General features: G+C 48.2%; 17 protein-coding genes. 8 read left to right on the forward strand and 9 right to left on the reverse strand.

Going from position 1 to position 18,413, the window contains the following annotated elements; all coding sequences use genetic code 11:
* Window positions 1-153: 153 nt before the first annotated feature.
* Both C0068_RS05630 and C0068_RS05635 read right to left on the reverse strand, forming a co-directional pair.
* Window positions 154-492, reverse strand: coding sequence for a hypothetical protein (locus C0068_RS05630; RefSeq protein ID WP_103683510.1), 339 nt, complete (start codon window positions 490-492; stop codon window positions 154-156).
* 277 nt (window positions 493-769) lie between these two features.
* Entirely contained in the window at window positions 770-1,135 is a 366-nt protein-coding gene (locus C0068_RS05635) for a hypothetical protein (protein ID WP_103683511.1), read from the reverse strand.
* A 347-nt stretch (window positions 1,136-1,482) separates the two neighbouring features.
* Between C0068_RS05635 and C0068_RS05640 the strand changes: the two genes are divergently transcribed.
* From C0068_RS05640 to C0068_RS05650, 3 genes are all read left to right on the forward strand, one after another.
* The gene (locus tag C0068_RS05640; protein ID WP_103683512.1) at window positions 1,483-3,675 is read left to right on the forward strand and encodes an ATP-binding protein; all 2,193 of its coding nucleotides are present in this window, start codon (window positions 1,483-1,485) and stop codon (window positions 3,673-3,675) included.
* Window positions 3,676-3,683: 8 nt separating this feature from the next.
* Entirely contained in the window at window positions 3,684-4,331 is a 648-nt protein-coding gene (locus C0068_RS05645; protein WP_103683513.1) for a LuxR C-terminal-related transcriptional regulator, read from the forward strand.
* A gap of 248 nt (window positions 4,332-4,579) precedes the next feature.
* The gene (locus C0068_RS05650; protein WP_103683514.1) at window positions 4,580-5,506 is read left to right on the forward strand and encodes a LysR family transcriptional regulator; all 927 of its coding nucleotides are present in this window, start codon (window positions 4,580-4,582) and stop codon (window positions 5,504-5,506) included.
* Window positions 5,507-5,541: 35 nt separating this feature from the next.
* On the opposite strand, the gene C0068_RS05655 is transcribed toward C0068_RS05650, so the two are convergent.
* The 4 genes from C0068_RS05655 to C0068_RS05670 are packed head-to-tail and all read right to left on the reverse strand — an operon-like array spanning window position 5,542 to window position 9,332.
* Window positions 5,542-6,321 (reverse strand): SDR family NAD(P)-dependent oxidoreductase, encoded by a 780-nt coding sequence (locus C0068_RS05655; protein ID WP_103683515.1) that lies wholly within the window; start codon window positions 6,319-6,321, stop codon window positions 5,542-5,544.
* A gap of 19 nt (window positions 6,322-6,340) precedes the next feature.
* Window positions 6,341-7,369 carry a phosphotransferase gene (locus tag C0068_RS05660; RefSeq protein ID WP_103683516.1) on the reverse strand — a complete coding sequence of 343 codons (1,029 nt, stop codon included), beginning with the start codon at window positions 7,367-7,369 and terminating at the stop codon, window positions 6,341-6,343.
* 11 nt (window positions 7,370-7,380) lie between these two features.
* Complete coding sequence (locus C0068_RS05665; RefSeq protein ID WP_103683517.1) at window positions 7,381-8,604, reverse strand: acyl-CoA dehydrogenase family protein; 1,224 nt, start codon at window positions 8,602-8,604, stop codon at window positions 7,381-7,383.
* Window positions 8,605-8,645: 41 nt separating this feature from the next.
* Window positions 8,646-9,332 carry a histidine phosphatase family protein gene (locus tag C0068_RS05670; RefSeq protein WP_103683518.1) on the reverse strand — a complete coding sequence of 229 codons (687 nt, stop codon included), beginning with the start codon at window positions 9,330-9,332 and terminating at the stop codon, window positions 8,646-8,648.
* Window positions 9,333-9,529: 197 nt separating this feature from the next.
* On the opposite strand from C0068_RS05670, the gene C0068_RS05675 reads away from it, so the two are divergent.
* On the forward strand, window positions 9,530-10,417 hold the full coding sequence (locus tag C0068_RS05675; protein ID WP_103683519.1) for a LysR family transcriptional regulator: 888 nt from the start codon (window positions 9,530-9,532) through the stop codon (window positions 10,415-10,417).
* 10 nt (window positions 10,418-10,427) lie between these two features.
* Here C0068_RS05675 and C0068_RS05680 read toward each other — a convergent pair whose 3' ends face one another.
* Window positions 10,428-11,456, reverse strand: coding sequence for an AraC family transcriptional regulator (locus C0068_RS05680; RefSeq protein WP_103683520.1), 1,029 nt, complete (start codon window positions 11,454-11,456; stop codon window positions 10,428-10,430).
* 199 nt (window positions 11,457-11,655) lie between these two features.
* Here C0068_RS05680 and C0068_RS05685 point away from each other — a divergent pair, with 199 nt between their 5' ends.
* Complete coding sequence (locus C0068_RS05685; RefSeq protein WP_103683521.1) at window positions 11,656-13,221, forward strand: long-chain-fatty-acid--CoA ligase; 1,566 nt, start codon at window positions 11,656-11,658, stop codon at window positions 13,219-13,221.
* Here the strand turns inward: C0068_RS05685 and C0068_RS05690 are convergent.
* Window positions 13,218-14,114, reverse strand: coding sequence for an alpha/beta hydrolase (locus C0068_RS05690; RefSeq protein WP_103683522.1), 897 nt, complete (start codon window positions 14,112-14,114; stop codon window positions 13,218-13,220). The two genes, C0068_RS05685 and C0068_RS05690, sit on opposite strands and share 4 nt — an antisense overlap.
* A 53-nt stretch (window positions 14,115-14,167) precedes the next feature.
* The gene (locus C0068_RS05695) at window positions 14,168-14,683 is read right to left on the reverse strand and encodes a hypothetical protein (protein WP_103683523.1); all 516 of its coding nucleotides are present in this window, start codon (window positions 14,681-14,683) and stop codon (window positions 14,168-14,170) included.
* 251 nt (window positions 14,684-14,934) lie between these two features.
* On the opposite strand from C0068_RS05695, the gene C0068_RS05700 reads away from it, so the two are divergent.
* From C0068_RS05700 to C0068_RS05710, 3 genes are all read left to right on the forward strand, one after another.
* Window positions 14,935-15,207, forward strand: coding sequence for a metal-sensing transcriptional repressor (locus tag C0068_RS05700; RefSeq protein WP_103683524.1), 273 nt, complete (start codon window positions 14,935-14,937; stop codon window positions 15,205-15,207).
* A gap of 64 nt (window positions 15,208-15,271) precedes the next feature.
* Window positions 15,272-16,462, forward strand: coding sequence for a winged helix-turn-helix domain-containing protein (locus tag C0068_RS05705; RefSeq protein WP_103683525.1), 1,191 nt, complete (start codon window positions 15,272-15,274; stop codon window positions 16,460-16,462).
* A 153-nt stretch (window positions 16,463-16,615) separates the two neighbouring features.
* A complete protein-coding gene (locus tag C0068_RS05710) occupies window positions 16,616-18,352 on the forward strand; it encodes a potassium/proton antiporter (protein ID WP_103683526.1) in 1,737 nt (578 codons plus the stop codon).
* Window positions 18,353-18,413 lie beyond the last annotated feature (61 nt).

Raw genomic sequence — 18,413 nt, forward strand, 5'->3', positions numbered from 1 at the left:
TAAAGCGCGTAGAAAAGTCGTGCACCACACGCACCGTAAAACAGAAGCAGGTTTTACAATAACTTGGGGTATACCTTAATTATTGCAAAACCTGAATTTGGAACGCCCACATTAGCGAGCTGCTATTAAATATAGATACTGCGGGAACCATTTTTACGGTTGTTGCACCTTCGCAACTCGCAATTCATCGCCCTGTGTTTTGGCTTGAAGTGACACAACTTCCCATGCGCGGCCATCAACATCACAACTTACCTTAAATGAGTCTGCGTTGCGCGGGAGCACCTGCATCAAAAGACGCGGACTAACCTGATTTCCCATTGCCGCTTTAAATTTAACTCGCACGGCTTGGTCTGCACTTCCATACTTGTGCTGAATTTCAGACTTACATAATGCCGAAGCACGACTCACATAATCTGCAGAGGCTTGCCCAGCGCTGATTGACAGCGCAGTAAATAACACCGCTGACGATATGCTGATATGACGATTCTTCATGACCTTCTCCTTCCCTAAGTTTCAAAATACCGCATCGCTTGAATTGAATTACCTGACTACGGAAGCAAGTCTACCCTCGACATAAATGCACATAAATACCGATAAAATCACATTGATTGTGCTAATTTTAGCACCTTGAAATATCTCGACGGCAATGGAGAACATCAGTTTCAAAGCGAGGAATAACGGCATCGCAGGCCGAAACGATTACTAAATCGCACTGCTGCTAAACCGGCAAACATCCCTTACATGATGGTCAACAGCAGCACGATCTTCCTTAAAATCCGCTATCGGCGACCTGCTGAGATAGCGAATACGCGGTATTAAAGGACCACGCGCCTTCGTCCACTGAGGCTACAGTCGCTTTAAAGCCATTTCCGTCACACACAGAACGAAAGGCTTTTGGCTCGGCCATATCAGGCGATTTATAACTCACATTCATCAAATAATGCTTGCTGCCATCTTCCTGCTTGAGAATACCCACCTCTTTATCAAAGGTGGTGTAGTGAGCGACACCCAGCTTATTGGTAATAATTTTTGCACATATAGCTAAAGCCGATTCATCTACCGATGCGCCACTATATGCCAACGGGGAAAGCGTCATTGCCGACCCCACAACACAAGCTAAGACTAGGTTTTTCATAATATTTCTCCACTCCTTGGCACTGCTGAACACTACTTCGGCTTAATAAATACGTTTGCCGCTAACAATTGCCGCCATTCAAGGCATAATTAGTGACTAACATTTGCTTGCTTTAAAAAGGCTACAGTCACCCCAAACAAACAAAGCTGCTAATTTCACCTTTGCGCAATTGCAGCAACAGCATGGAGGCAACATAAAGAAAACCGCGCTAGTACACATCACCAGTTCTGTTGAGTAATACAAAATTAATTCAATATAGAATGGGCTTGCCTAGCACCACCGGCGCACTACAGGAGTAATGAGTCATTAAACCAAGGGATGAATCACGCCAAAAAACCCAAACCAGCATGGATGCCCCCCAAACCACCCTGCTGCGCTACGGCATAATCACATTACTGACCTCTATCGCGGTCATCACCTTGCTTTGCAATAATTACTGGTTGGGCGCTAGCTTTAAAAGTTACGACGATATTGACGGAATATTTGTCGCCACGATTCATGAAAATGGCCCAGCATTTGCCGCCAATCTCGCCATAAATGACCACATTATCGCGGTAGAGTCTGCAAGCGGCAGCCCCTACACATTTTTAACTAGCGATACTGTGGTAGATCCAGGTTTATTAGCGACCTATAAGCAATACCGGCATTTCTTTGAACGGCAAGCTAAGCTGCAAGAAATTCAGGCGGGCGGCGAGCTGATATTCACCTTAGCGAACGGAGATCAAGTCGTCGTCCAAACGCCGTCATTCCGTCCTATCAGCTCCTTGCCTTGGACACTTTGGTACCAACTAATTTGCGCCGCGATCGCCCTCCTCGCCTGCGCCATAGTCAGTGCATTTCAACGCAAAAATCCCGCCGCGTTTTATTATGGCTTTACCGGTATCGGCATCGCGATAGTTATCTATACAAATTGTTATTTTTCCGCCCGCGAACTGTCCTTCCCTAGCACTACTTTTTATATCTTATCCAAAATTAACTGGTTGGGTGTTTGCACCTTAGGCTGGGGCTTGATCTGCACACTCTGGTACTACCCTCGGCGCCTAGCCACGTTTCCGCTTGGGCCGGCAATGAGTGTAATGTTTACAAGCTGCCTGCTGTGGGACTGGCTAGAAATTCCCACTAGCTTAGAGATCGGCCAGCGCATTCCGCTCTATCTAGGTTTTACCGCTGCCTTACTACTTGCTGGGATTCAGTGGCATCGTCAATCAAGTGACCCTATAGCTCGCGCCGCGATGCGCTGGTTTTTTCTATCGTGGTTTAGCGGCACCGGCGCCTTCCTATTTTTTGTGCTAATACCTATCACATTTAAAACCGACTGGGGAATCGATTATGTAAGCGCCACCGGCTTATTACCCTTGTTACAAATTGGTATCGCACTCGGGATTTTGCGCTATCGACTCTTCGACCTAGACCGCTGGGCAATGCGCATTTGGCTCTGGTTTCTCGGCGGTTCGCTAGTAATTTTAATGGACGCCATATTAGTCTATTGGCTGAATATTAACGCCTCAATATCCTTAACCTTTGCCTTAGTATGCGTCGGATGGCTGTATTTTCCATTGCGACAATTTTTGTGGCACCGAATGGGGTGGAACCCTTTAAAAATCAATTTCCAAACCGTATTTCCAAACCTTCTGAAGTCTGTGCTCAACGTAGAGAGCCAAGAAGGCATAGGATCGCGCTGGCGCTCACTACTAAAGGATTTGTATCACCCGCTTTCAATCACCGAAATAGCAGAAGACCCTCCAGAAATCCAAAGAACCGAATACGGCTTAAGTATACTGATACCTGCTTTTCCAGGCGCACCGCCACTCAAGCTATCTGGAGCCAATCGCGGCGGTAGATTAATGGGGCCGGAAGACGAGCAGTTTATCGCCTCACTTTGGCAGCTTCACAACGGCGCGCAGGTGTTTCGCCAAGCATTTGAGCAAGGCGTTGCAAAGGAGCGCGAGCGCGTTGCCCGCGATCTGCATGACGACATCGCAAGTGATCTACTCGGGCTAATATATTCAGCGCCAGATAATGAATCTCGACAACGGGCACAAAATGCATTTCAAGATCTAAGGGTCATTATCCAAGGAATGGAAAGTGACCACTTGCCCCTACTCTCAAATATCCAAGGCTGGTACATCGACACCGAGGAGCGATGTCGCGCGGCAAATATTACCTTGCATTGGCAACAAGCTGAGGAAATGGATCTCCACTTGCCATCGCGCCGAATTGTGAATTTACGCAGAGCTTTTAGAGAGGCTATTAGCAATGTGATAAAGCACAGCCAAGCCACCGAGATGAACATATCTATACGTCGGATTAAAAATTATTCCACAAATTTGCTAATGATCGTCATCAAGGACAACGGCATTGGCATGGATGAAAATTCAAACAATGGCCGAGGTATTCGCAATATCTCAAACCGCCTAGAGGAATTAGGCGGCTGTGCGAAATGGTCAGTAGCAAACCAGCTCGTGGGAACCGAGCTTATATTGGAAGTACCACTTGGGATAGAAGTAAGTCGCAATGATTCTCAACATACATATCAATAGGTTCACTTATGACTGATGAGCGAATAAGCACTGCTTTCATCTTGGAAGATTTTATCGAGGCTCAGCAATGGTTAATTGGTGCACTTGAAATAGCATTTCCTGGTATCTCCATCGAGCTTGCCGACAGCATTCAATCTGCCAAAAAAGTGCTTACAAATACAAAGATTGCCGACATTAATCTGATCGATCTAAAACTGCCGGATGGCAGCGGCTTGGAAATATTGCGGGATATAAAACAGCGTCGCCGTAGCGCCCGCTGTGTAATAACAACCATATATGATGATGACAAGCATCTATTCCCTGCCCTTGCAGCCGGCGCCGACGGCTATTTATTAAAGGACCAAGACCAGCAATTACTCGCAGATGAAATGCAGCGAATACGACAAAACCAACCACCCTTGTCACCAATGATCGCGAAAAAAATAATGGGGTCTTTTGCCAGAGAAACAACACTAACTTTAGATGAATCTTTAACTCCTCGCCAACTCGAAGTGCTCAGAATGATCGTACAGGGAGATAGTATTCAAAATGTCGCCAATAAATTGAATATCAGCTATCACACTGCCGCCTCCCACGTTCGCGGCATATATGAAAAGTTAGGAGTGAGTAATCGCGCAGAAGTCGCTGCTAAAGCATTCGATCTTGGCTTAAGCTGATACTGCCCATCAGAAACAATCGGAAATCCAAAAGCGAAAATCGAAAATCTTCCGCCAAGCAATAGCAGCATAAATCCGATCACTGCGCATATTTTATCCTCCCCCCTCAACATTCTTTCTAAACCCATTTATCGGTATTGGCTTGCCCATTCCTGTCACGACACCTAATATCTATATCTGCGCACAAGAAACACACTAAAGACCCACTCAATGTGCAAAAATGCTCATTTTAAATCAGGCTAGCTGTCATGGACTCAATCAACTGGGACGATATTCGCTTTTGCCTTGCGGTAGTCACCGAGGGCTCGGTTACCGCAGCCGCTAAGAAGCTAGACGTAAATCACGCCACCGTGTCGCGGCGCATTAGCGGGCTCGAGGCGGCCTTGGGCGCAATCTTGTTTGATCGTTCTACCAGCGGCTGGTTGATTACCCCAGTGGGAGAAGCGGTACTAAAATCCGCTGAGCAGATAAATGAACAGGTGCTCGGCATCCAGCGCACAGTGCAAGTTGACCGTCAGGAATTGAGTGGCAAGCTCAGGGTCACAGCCTTAGATGTGTGCATACAACGTATATTAATGCCTGGGCTCAAGGCCTTTTCGGAGCGTTATCCCGACATCAACATTGAGCTTATTGCTTCTGAGAACACCTTTAATCTGGCCGGCCACGAAGCAGATATCGCTTTTCGGACGACGAATGAGCCACCGCCAAATGTACTTGGCACCAAGATCACTAAATTTGCCTATGCCATATACGGCAACAAAGCACTTTATGAAAGCTATTTGAACGGCGAGCAAGGCATATGCGGAATCACCTGGATGGGCGACGGCCACACCGTACCGGCGTGGATGCAAAAGACCTTTCCAAATATGCTGGTTCGCTACCGTGTAAACTCGCTAAGCATTGCCTACGATTTGGTCGCACAGGGCTTTGGTTTTGCATTGCTGCCCTGTGGCCTAGGGGATTCAGATCCCAAGCTGACGCGAATTGAGAGTGACTACATCGAGCCAGGTTTAGACTTCTGGTTGCTGTCTCATATAGATCTGCGCACCACGGCGCGAATCCGTATTTTTAGAGATTTTATGCTTGAGGCAATCCAACCGTATATTCCACTTATTGAGGGACGGATGAGTCAAGATGAGATAAACAAACTGCGAAAGCAAACGGGATTAGACTGAACCCTAAAGCAGTGCTTCAGGGTTCAGTATTTTCATTACAGCGATTGCACCAAATGACCGCCATCTACCGGCAGTGCGACACCACTGATAAACGACCCAGCCGAACTCGCAAGCATCAGCAAAGGCATGCTCAATTCGTCCATTTGCCCCAAGCGGCGCGGCTGTATTTTACTTAAGTACTGCTCACCTTTTTCAGACTTAAAAAAATCAGAATTAATTTCAGTTTCGAAATATCCGGGACACAAGGCATTGACCCGAATATTATGTCGCCACAATTCTTGAGCACTGTTTTTCGTAAGCTGAATAACACCCGCCTTGGCGGTTGCATACAAGGTATTATTTGAACTTGGCTGCAAGCCAAGAATCGATGAAATATTAATAATGCTGCCGGCAGCGCCTGCTTGAATCATTCGCTCCGACGCTTCCCGCGACACCCGCCACACCGCTTTTAAATTAGTATCGACGGTAAAGTCCCACTTTTCCTCGGTACTGTCGACAAAGCGGCTAGGGTCGGCAACACCCGCATTATTAACAAGAATGGTCACCGTACCAAGGCTAGCTTGAACTTGCGCAAATGCGGCAACGACAGAGCTGTTGTCATTTACATCCATTGCCACCGCCATTGCCTTGCCCCCCGCCGCATCAATATCAGACACGAGGGTTTCAAGTCGATCAACGCGACGAGCGGCTGCCACAACAGTCGCCCCAGCCTGCGCCAAGACTTTTGCAAAATGCGCCCCTAAACCACCAGAGGCTCCCGTGACCAAGGCAATTTGCCCAGACAAATCGAGACTTTTCAACACTGCTTCATTCATACATCAATTCTCTAAATTACTATTCGCCCTTTTCGATCAAGGCCCAACCTAAATCAGCCAATGGCGCGGCTAGTGCACCATAATCCATCGCTTTTTTGCTGGACGCATTACCATCTAAAGCACGCTTGTAAACGCCTTGCAAAATGGCGCTCAAACGGAAAAAGGAAAATGCCAAATAGAATATCCAATTGTCGATTTCGGCAATGCCGCGACGCTGACAATACTGCTGAACATAGGCTTTCTCAGACGGGATACCCAAGGCTTCGCGATCGACATCACCCAAGCCAGGAATGGCCGCATCGCTAGGAATACGCAGTTGCATACACTGGTATGCCAGATCCGCATAAGGATGACCAAGGGTAGACAACTCCCAATCAAGCAATGCCAAAACCTCACTGCTGTCGTGGGCGAACATCATATTGTCTAGTCTGAAGTCACCGTGATTGATGCATACCAAACCATCATCTTCAGGTAGATTGTCGCTAAGCCATACCATCATTTTTTCCATAGATGGGACGGTTTCGGTTTCACTCGCGCGGTACTGCTTTGTCCAGCGGCTTAGCTGACGTTCAAAATAATTACCGGGTTTACCGTAATCACTTAAACCTGCTTTTTCGATATCTACATTATGTAGATCAGCTAACACCTTATTCATGGCGTCGTAAATTGCGGTGCGCTCAGCAGGTGTTTGCTTTGGCAAAGCCGCATCCCACATGATGCGACCGTCTAGGAAATCCATCAGGTAAAACATCGAGCCGATAACGCTGTCGTCATCGCAGAGAACACGCATTTTAGGCACGGGCACCTCGGTTGAGGCCAAGGCCCGCATTACCCGAAACTCTCTGTCTACCGCATGAGCAGATTTAAGCAATTCACCTGGTGGCTTGCGCCGCAGCACATATTTACCACTGGCAGCCTCAATCAAATAAGTAGGATTAGACTGCCCACCCGCAAATTTCTCTGCAGTGAGTGGCCCTTTAAATCCGTCTACATTCGCTTCGAGATACGCCGTCAATGAGGCAATATCGAGCTCAAATTCGTTTGCCATCGTGCTCTCCCTTAACCCGCGTAGCGGTCAATGATTTGTTTGCCCAGAGCCATCTGATGCACTTGATCTGGGCCATCGGCCTGACGGCACCAACGCGCGTAGTTAAAGGCTTCGGCCATGAAATAATCTTCGGTCAGACCGCCCGCACCATGCAATTGCATGCAGCGATCAATCACGTTCTGCACCAGCAGCGGAACCGTCGTTTTCGTCGCCGCAATCATGTCGGTGGTTTGCATGGGGCCCTGCTCGTCAATTTGCTTACAGGTTTTCATGACCAACAAACGCGCCATTTCAATTTCAGAAAAACTGCGAGAAATTTCTTCGCGCACTGACTGGTGCTTGCTCAGCGGTTTCCCAAAAGTAGTACGTGACACGGCACGCTTGCAGGCTAATTCGAGGGAGCGCTGCGCCGCGCCAATCAAACGCATACAGTGATGCATACGTCCGGGAGCCAAACGGCCTTGGGCGATTTCAAAACCGCGACCTTCACCTAACAATACGTTTTCTAATGGCACCCGCACATTGTCGAATACAATTTCAGCGTGACCGATGGGCGCGTCATCATAACCGAGAGTCGTTAAGGGCCGAATAATCGACAAACCAGCGGTTCCTTTGGGAACTAAAACCTGAGTCTGCTGCTTGTGGCGGCTTGGATTTTCAGGATCAGATTTACCCATCACAATAAAGATTTTGGTGCGTTCGTTCATCGCGCCGGTAATAAACCACTTGCGACCATTTAGTACCCATTCGTCGCCTTCTTTAACAATGCTTAATTCAATATTGGTGGCATCGCTAGAGGCAACTTGAGGCTCAGTCATGGCGTAAGAAGAACGAATATCACCATTTAGCAGTGGCGTTAGCCACTTCTCGCGCTGGGCGTCAGTCGCGTATTTCATGAATACTTCCATATTCCCAGTGTCAGGTGCATTGCAGTTAAACACCTCAGGTGCCCACAACACGCGGCCCATCAATTCAGCCAACGGCGCGTAGTCAACAAAACTTAAACCGCCATGCTCACAGTACTGGGGGTATTCTTCTGGGCAGAACAAATTCCACAAACCAGCCTGTTTTGCCTTATCTTTTAATTCATCCATTAGTGGCAGAATTGCAAAGCGGTCTTTAGCGCCGTGCAATTGTTCAGCGTAGGCTTTTTCGTTTGGATAAATATGCTCATCCATAAACACGCTGAGTTTCTTTAAGAGCGCTTGTCCTTTCAGGCTGGGAGTAAGATCCATGATTAAATCCTCATTAGCGTTACGCGGCGACAAAGTGCCGGTTAAGTGTAAGTAATTAAATGACGCAGCCCTGAGCTTTCCAGATGCGGCACTGCATTAAACATATTCAAACTAAAATTCATGCCACGGGTGAAATAGCGTGTCACCCCCGTGTTTTTTGCCTGTAGATTAGTGTTCACCATCGTTTCTACATCCAGCTTTAACACCTCTCTTAACAAGGCGCTAATAGGTCCACCTGATGTCACGACCAAAACGCGCCCCTTTACTGCCGACAAGGCCGCCAAGGTACTGCGAACCCGCTCTTCAAATTCCTGCCAAGGCTCTGCGACATTTATCAATTCATCACGGCTCCACGCCATCAGCGCTAGCCGTAAAATGCGATAGAACATCCGCGAATCGGACAGGTCGAGCTTCACCCCCTCGTAAACATCGCCATTCAGCGCAATGTAGGCGTCTACCAAGCTATGAAAGTCATACTCGTTTAACCCTGTCAGCTCCACAGCGTTAGGCGTCGCAATGTCAGCCTGCGCCAAAGCATCACGAATTCCCGCCAAGGTTTCACGATGACGCCGCATTGTGCCGGTAAATACCGCATCAAAATGCTGCTCAGCACTGGCAAAATGCTCTCCTAGCAAGCGGGACTGTTCCCAGCCCACTTCCGTTAGACGATCATAATCATCTGTAGCAAAGGCGGCTTGCCCGTGCCGAACGACTATCACTTCAGCCACAGCTGTCTCCTGCTATAAGTGCGCGCGATATTGCCGCCCGCGTCACCTTTGCCACAAATTCGGCTATCGGCGTGAATAATTTCATACAGGCAACATCATAACGGCCATATCATCATTATTGAAATTTATTATTTTTATCAAGCATAATAAGCTACACTTATTAAGAATCAAATGTATTACATTTCAGGGCGGATTTTATGAACACCTCAAAGATAGACCTAAATCTGTTTACTGTCTTTGACGCCATCTACTCTCAGCAAAGCCTGACCCGCGCCGCAGGTGTTCTGCATGTCAGCCAGCCCGCCGTCAGCAGTTCGCTTGCGAAATTGCGCAGTATTTTCGACGACCCACTGTTTGTCCGTACCAGCTCCGGCATGACACCAACACCACTCGCGCGACAACTCGTCTCCACAGTGCGGGAATCCTTAAAGAGTTTGGATAATTGCATTGCCACGCGCATTCCCTTCGAGGCTAGCACCGCAAACCGCACATTCCGATTACACGCCACCGAAAATGCCGAGCTAATTTTACTACCCACATTACTAAAGCAACTTAAGCAGCAGGCGCCGCATATTGATTTAGAAGTTGTATTTATAGACCGGAGAGAAGTTGCCTATGAAATGGCCAGTGGCAATATACACCTCGCCGTCGACGCGCCACTGCTTAGTCACCCTGAATTAATTAGCCAACCCCTACAGGCCGACGACTATGTCTGCGTGATGCGTGAAAGCCATCCTCTGACCGCCACCCAATTAAATTTAGACGACTTTTTAGAGCATGAGCACATTCATGTTTCCAGCCGCATGAAAGGCTCGGGGCATATTGATTTAGCACTGCGATCTATTGGCCAAAAGCGCCGCATCGCGCTGCGACTGCAGCATTATGCCGCATTGCCAGCACTACTTGCACAGTCTGATTTTATTGCCGCCGTACCTGCAACCGTCGCCAAACACTGGCAATTGGCGAGCCGCCCCCTGCCCTTCGAAACACCAAAACTAGAACTGCAATTGTTCTGGCATAAAAGCGTAGAGCACGACCCCGCAGTCTTATGGCTGCGGGAGTTCACGATGGCCGTCGGGCAGTAGCAATATAGACTTAGCTGATAGAATTATTTGATAATTGCTGATTCATTCGATACCGACCTGGCGCCAATCCAAACCAGCGTTTAAAGGCTTTCTGAAAAGAACTTTGATCGCTAAAACCCAGCTCCGCTGAAATTTCCAGCAGCGCCAACTCCCCTTCATTCACCAACTGTTTAGATCGTTGTTTACGGGCATCGTCAACGAGGCTTTTAAAATTTGTATCGGTATTGTTTAAACGCCGCTGCAGCGTGCGCGGCGCCATACCCAGTTCAGCGGCAACCTCTTCTAATTTGGGCACACCGCTAGGTAACTGCCGCACTACGCAAGCAATAACATCTTTCACAATGCGATCTTCCATTTGCAGCTTTGCCAGCTCAGAACGCGCAGTTTGCACCAAAGAATTGTAAATGCCGGTATGGGGAAAGCGCGTTGGGCGCTCAAGAAAATGACGATCAAACTTCACCACATTACTATCGCTATTGTATTTTACCGGTGCCTCTAAGATACGTTCAATCTCGCCCTTTTCAGTCGGCCCAGAATGACTAAAATACACTTCACGCTGATTACACCAGCGATCTAAAATCACCTTATTCGCACGATACCAACTTGTGAAAAAGAACTCTGTCAATTGCCGCGACACCGGCTTCCGCTCGGGCACCACCCAGGTCAAACAAGTCCACTCGTCTTCGGTCTCGCTGTACATCACATCGCCGTGATCGATTAACAAACGCGAAAAATTTGCTACCGCATCGAATGCCGCCCTAGAATTTGGCGCGCTCATTCCGATATAACTCACCATTCCCCAAGCAGTCGGCGACGAATCAGCGCCGGCGTGCGCACCTAAAAATGTATCATCTAACATGACACTCGCCACATCTAAAATGACTTCAAACAGACGCAGCGGAAACCGCCCCTGCACGGTCAAGTGCTGCTCGGGTGTAAACCCCACGGCAGAAATAAGGCTCTTGGCATCAATACCGTGATTTTCTATGTACTGGAGCAAATCCACCAGATATTCAGAACACACCGTCGGTGTACGCACGACACAACCCTCACCTGCTTAGTTTTATACAAAGATACTAGGGACATCTAGCATAGCCAAATAACTATGCCAGCATGCCACAGCGGCAACAATAAAACCGGAACACCAGACACAATAATCTATGCTGAGCTTGTCGACGTAAGTAATTACAGTACAATCAAGCAAACCATAAAAATAAAACACCGTGAGATGTTTATAAATGCTAATTCATCAGTTCTTTGATTTTCACTGCCAGCGTAATCCCGACAATATATGCTTGATATTTGCAGGACAGCATTACAGTTACCAAGACATCGCAAAACAATCACAACAACTCGCGCAAGCTCTGCTTGCAGAAGGAGTAAGCCACGGCGATCGAGTGGCGGTGCTATGCGAGAACTGCCCTGAATATTTAAGTTTAATGATGGCCTGTAGCCGTATCGGCGCAGTGCTAGTACCTATCAATTATCGGCTTGCACCCGCAGAGGTGCTGTATGTTATACGTGATGCCCAAGCCAAATTACTGCTCGCACCGGACGGCAAGCTCAACGAATTACTTGATGGCCTACGGCCATTAGTTAGCGAGTTAACAATTATTTCTAGTACAGAACAGGGGCGTCGCAACTGGCAGCATTGGCTACAAGAAAACGCTGCCCCCCAAGCTACTAGCATGACATCTGCATCCAACACCTACTCCGCGTTTCTGCAGTTATATACCAGCGGCACCACAGGTAATCCTAAGGGCGTTGTTATCAGTCATCACAATATTGTCGCCCTATACACCATGAGCCAAACCTCGCTGCCAGTAAAGTCAGGCATCGGCACCCGCGACTTGGTCTGTGCACCCAATTTTCACATCGGCGGTTCTGGCACCTTATTACTTCCCATTCTAGCTGGGGCTAGTGTGGTGTTACACAGCAGCTTTAATCCCCTCGCCATCGCCGACGATTTAGAACAGCTACAAATCGACAATATGTTTATTGTGCCCGCCATGATCATGGCGATTATTGAATACGTGCCAAATATTGAACAGCGAGACTTTAGTCATCTAAAGCAATTACTGTACGGCGCATCTCCCATTAGCACCGGCTTACTCCAAAAAGCAGCAAGCATTTTTAAATGTGATTTTTATCAATGCTATGGCATGACAGAAACCACCGGCACGGTTGTATCACTTTCCCCCGCCGACCACGCCTTAGCACTAAAAGCGAGACCCGAGCTATTACAATCCTGTGGCCGCCCGCTGGCTGGCGTAGAAGTCAAAGTAATTAATAAGCAAGGCGATGTGCTACCTAGCGGTGTTACCGGTGAGTTATTGATTCGCTCAGAGTCTAATATGCAAGGTTATTTCAATTTAGAGCAAGCCAGCCGCGAGACCGTAGTAGACGGCTGGGTACACACTGGCGACTCGGCCATGATCGATGAAGACGGCTATATTTTCCTGCGCGACAGAATGAAAGACATGATTGTCAGCGGCGGGGAAAATATTTACCCCATCGAAATCGAAAACGTATTGAGTAAACACCCCGCCATTACCGACGTCGCGGTGATTGGCATTCCCGATGATAAATACGGTGAAACGCCACTTGCCTGTGTAGTTTGCGCGGCGGATCAAACCATAACTATTGAAGCGTTAATTGCGTTTTGCCGAGACAAACTCGCCGGTTTCAAAATACCGCGACGCTTAGAGGTTTACGAAGCCTTGCCTCGCAACCCATCAGGAAAGATTCTGAAGAAAACCCTACGCGAACCCTATTGGAAAGACCGTGAGCGCAAGATTAACTAAACGCCGAATAAGGCCGTCAGCCACGCGCTGATTTCATCCACGGCCTTGTTGTGATGCGGATTAGGCCCCTGCAAACCCACAAAGCCATGACAAGCACCGGCATATAAACTGTATTGCACCGTATTGTCATGCTGGCTCAGACGCGCCGCGTAATTAGCGCCATCATCCCTGAGCGGGTCGCGCTCGGCAGTGATAAGCAAGGTCGGCGGTAAATTATCTAAATCACTTCGCATAAACGGCGTGGCGCGGGGGTGCCGCGTCTGCCCCATTTCTAACAGCGGGCTGTTTTGCAAATACGTATCCCAGAACCACATCATTAATTTGCGCGTTAGCACCGGGCCGTTCGCATTTTCAATATATGACGGCGTACCCGGCTCGTAGTGGTCGGTGACCGGATAAATTAATACCTGCCCCTTCACCACACCAGGTAAGCACTCCCGCGCTTGCAGGCTCGTTACCGCCGCGAGATTACCACCGGCACTATCTCCCGCCACTGCAATTGAGTTTGGCAAACCGCCATACAAGGCGATATGCTCGTAGGTCCATTTAAGTGCCGCCAAACAGTCCTCTGGCGCAGCGGGAAAAGGATGTTCAGGCGCCAAGCGATAATCAACCGCCACTACAATACAATCACTGCGGTCGCACAGATCCCTACACAGAGGGTCGTAAACGTCCAAATCACCAATTACCCAGCCACCACCGTGGTAATACATCACCACCGGAAAGGGCCCCTCACCAGGAGGTTGATAAATACGAAGCGGGATATCGCCGTGGGCAGTTTCAATATTCGATTTGCGAACGGCGATATGTTTGGCAGTTTTACCGAGCCAGCGCCGCCAAACATCTACTTTTATAACATTGCGTATCGCTACAGCTTTTATTTTTGTTTTCATATCGTTTTCTTATTATTGGAAATTTTATTCTTAGCCTAGCGTATTCAGGGCTCTTAGGCTGATTTTTTCTCAACACTTTCTTGCGATACATGCCCTTTATTTGTTGGCACAGCATACAGCGTCGTCACATTGCGACCATTGCCATCGGCGCGCAAATACGCCTTGCTATTCACCCATCCTGTAGGCGTATAAAAGCCCCACTTCCGAATTTTTGGTCCGGTAATAAACAAGGTCAAACTGTCGGGTGTATGTAAAACCAAACGATGCGGCGCACGCCCCAAACGGGTTGTAAAACTGCCGGTTTCCAGTATCCGCTCCTTGGCAGGCATTTCTTCTAATATTTTGCCGCGCAACACCACCGACGAATTAAACACCCAAGGGTGGTCGTGCAAATTCGTGTCTGGATCATCACCTGTTACATGGTGAAGATACATATTAAACATTCGATTGCGGGGAATGACGTACCAACGGGTCAAATAATCTGTGCCAATGACTTTGCTGGGGGTGCGACGGGTAATTTCTTCAGCTTTCGCCTGCAGGCGACGTAATAAAAAAGCGGGCAAACGCATAAATACTTGTTCTCAATATCAACGGCGGCAGCTTTAAAGCTCACCTAAACTCTTTATTTCGCTCGCATAGTACCATTCCTCGGCGGGTAAACAATACGAATACCGGACATCGCTAAATCGCCAGTCACCAAAAACAAGACCTGACTAATATACCCATAGGCGTATAATCATCAACAAATCGTATTCGCTAGGCCATCGCCACGACGGCGATAACCATTCGAGCCAATCACGAGCAAAACTCGGAGCCAGCTATGGATAAGTGGGACAAAAAACGCAAAGATTTAAATAATCGCCTGCGCCGCATTGAAGGTCAGATTCGCGGCATTCAACGCCAACTTGAAAATGGCGAAGAATGCGAAGCCATCGCGGCGCAAATGTCCGCCGCTCGCAAAGCCATGGACAAGGCCTTTTTTACTATGATGTCCTGCGCGGTCACCCAAGAACTGGAGAAACATTCTGCGCTAACGGAGGACATGGAAAGCGGTGTAGAAGACATCACCCGCATTCTCGCAAAATACGCCTAAATCCATAAAAGTGCGTTAATGACCTAAGCCTCTTATCAACGAGACTGTTTTAATACCACGTAATATGACTCATTCGCTCTCGCTTCAAGAAGCTCGAAAACTGGTATTACACTCCCAGCGGCTACCTGCCACCAAACAAAGCGGTAATGCCACGGCAGCAACACTCGCTGCGATTGAGCATCTTGCCTATATTCAAATCGACACTATTTCGGCTATTCAGCGCGCCCACCACCACACCTTGTGGAATCGCAATCCCCGTTATGACGCTGAGCAACTAACCCAGCTCGTCGCCGACAGAAAGGTGTTTGAATACTGGTCACACGCGGCAGCTTATTTACCAACGTGCGACTACCGTTTTAGTCTGCCCCGTAAAAAGGCCATTGCGAGTGGCGAACTACGTCATTGGTATGCGCCAGACAAAAAGCTGATGAATGCCGTACTAAAGCGCATCAGTGCCGAAGGCCCATTAATGGCCAAAGACTTTGAGCACAGCGGTAAAAAACTCGGTGAATGGACTAGCAAGCCCGCTAAACGCGCACTAGAAAGCCTGTTTATGCAGGGTGAGCTGATGATTTCAAGCAGGGTAAACTTCCATAAAGTATATGACCTAAGCGAACGAGTGCTACCGCCCAACATCAATACGACGACGCCATCACCAGAGGAATACGCCCGCTTTCTCATCACCCGCTATCTGCAGGCAAATGGTCTTGGACAAATCGCAGAAATCGGCTATTTACTTAAAAACATCAAACCATTGCTCACGGCGACTGCACGCGACATGAGCGCTAACGGTGAGCTATTAGACATTAATGTCGCGGGAAGCCATTACTACGCCCTAGCAGCCTCGCTCGATCTTCTCAATAAGCCCTTGGCGCGCAATAAGCTTGCCATATTATCGCCCTTCGACAATCTGCTGATACAACGCAAACGCATGCAAACCCTATTCGATTTCGACTATTTGATAGAATGCTATGTGCCAGAAAAGAAGCGCCAATTCGGCTATTTCTCACTACCAATTTTGTGGAATGGTCAGCTAGTGGCGAGAATGGATTGCAAGGCAGATCGACGGGCGTCACATCTACACATTCACCATTTGGCAGTAGAAGCCTCACTAAAAAAGATTGAGGAGTTCTCACAAGCGCTGTGCAAAGCACTCCCCGCCTTTATGAAATTCAATAATTGCGAACACCTATCCCTTCATAAAACCACACCAAAAAATTTGCCGCCGCTAGCGACGATGATTGACCTCCCCTAAAGCGAATAAATTTACAGGGCCGTCTCCCCGCCTTCAATTTGCATTACAATATAGCGCTCAAACCAACCCAAGGAGGAAGCAAGAAGGTCCAAAAAATGTAGAACGCCAATACCACGACCGCCCTAAAACAACGGCAATAACCAGGATTACTGAGTGACTATAGAGTTAATTTATCAATACATCTTTGGAGGCGCGCTGCTCGCCTTTTTATGTGTCATTGCGAGCGTTTTTTCACGCCGTATTGGCGCGCCATTACTATTGGTGTTTCTCTTACTTGGGATGCTTGCCGGCGAAGATGGTTTTGGCGGAATAAAATTCGACGACTTTAGCCTCGCCTTTTTATTCGGCAACCTCGCACTGGCCGTTATTATATTTGACGGTGGACTAGGCACACGCAAAGACAGTTTTAGAGTCAGCCTTAAACCCGCGCTTTCCCTAGCCACCGTCGGTGTATTTGCAACCGCCGCGATTACCGGCTTTGCCGCGCACTGGATATTAGACTTATCTTGGCAGGAAGGCCTTTTAATAGGCGCTATTGTCGGCTCCACCGATGCCGCAGCCGTGTTTGGGCTACTAAGAACAGCAGGTTTAGAGCTAAAGGAACGCACCGGCGCAACACTGGAAATAGAGTCGGGATCAAACGACCCAATGGCAATATTCCTCACCATTACCATGGTGCAAATACTGCAAATTAGTAATAGTGACGCGAGCCCAGGCTGGACGGTAGCCCAAGAATTAGTCAGCCAATTGGGATTAGGCATCATCATTGGCCTTGCCGGCGGCTACTTACTGACTCGACTACTAAAGAACCTGCAGCTCACGCCATCGCTTTATCCCCTGCTTAGCCTTGCTGGAGGACTAAGTATATTCGGTGCAACCACCATAATTGACGGCAGCGGCTTTCTCGCTATCTTTATCGCCGGCGCCATGATTGGCAATGCCTCGCTGCCCTTTAGCAACGACGTTCACCGCTTTCACGACGGCATGGCCTGGCTAAGCCAGATTGGCATGTTCCTCATGCTGGGTTTACTTATCACGCCAAGCAATCTAATCCCTATCATTTTGCCCGCCCTCGGCATCGCCTTTGTACTTATCTTCGTGGCGCGGCCTATCGCGGTTTGGTTGTCTTTGCTGCCTTTCCACTTTCCTTGGCGAGAGCAGGTTTTCATTGGCTGGTGCGGCTTGCGGGGCGCGGTTCCCATCATTCTCGCCCTGTTCCCCTCATTGGCCGGACTTGAGCACACCCAGACCTATTTTGAATTGGTATTTTTCGTCGTGCTAATTTCCCTTGTATTGCAGGGTTGGACCATTGCGCCAATGGCAAAATGGATGCAGATCGAGCTACCGCCATCAGACAAAGAACCAGATCATCAGCATCTAAAATTAAAGCATGATGAAGACAAAGAATTACTGATATACAGTGTTGTCCCAAACAGTCGCGCAGCCGGCTTAGCAACAAAAAATTTGCCCACAAAAGAAGGCAGCCAACTCGTTGGGGTTATTCGCAAGGGAATCCTAGTAGAGCAAACTGGGGGAACAACACTAACAAGTGACGACCAGGTTGTGCTGCTGTCATCAAGCAGCGCGAAATCCGCGCTGAGTCGGGTGTTTGCAAAACAACTGCCTACGCCACCCATTGAAACCAGCTATTTCTTTGGCGAATTTGCCCTGAACCCAGACGCAAAATTATCTGATATCGCTCAAGCCTATGGCTTTGCAGTAGACCCTGCGGTAGGAGACAATTCAGTCGCTGAATTTATTATTCATCAATTTCACGGCAAGCCCGTTGTCGGCGACCACGTCCGACTAGGCACGATAAAACTTATCGTTAAAAATATAGAAGGCGAGCGAATTGTATCCGTGGGTTTAAAACTTCAGACCTCTGAATAAGCCCTTTATACAAGACGCAGGAGCAGTAGTAAAAAGCAGCCTTTTAGGCTACTCGCATTTC

Source organism: Zhongshania marina (assembly GCF_002915595.1).
GTDB lineage: Bacteria > Pseudomonadota > Gammaproteobacteria > Pseudomonadales > Spongiibacteraceae > Spongiibacter > Spongiibacter marinus_B.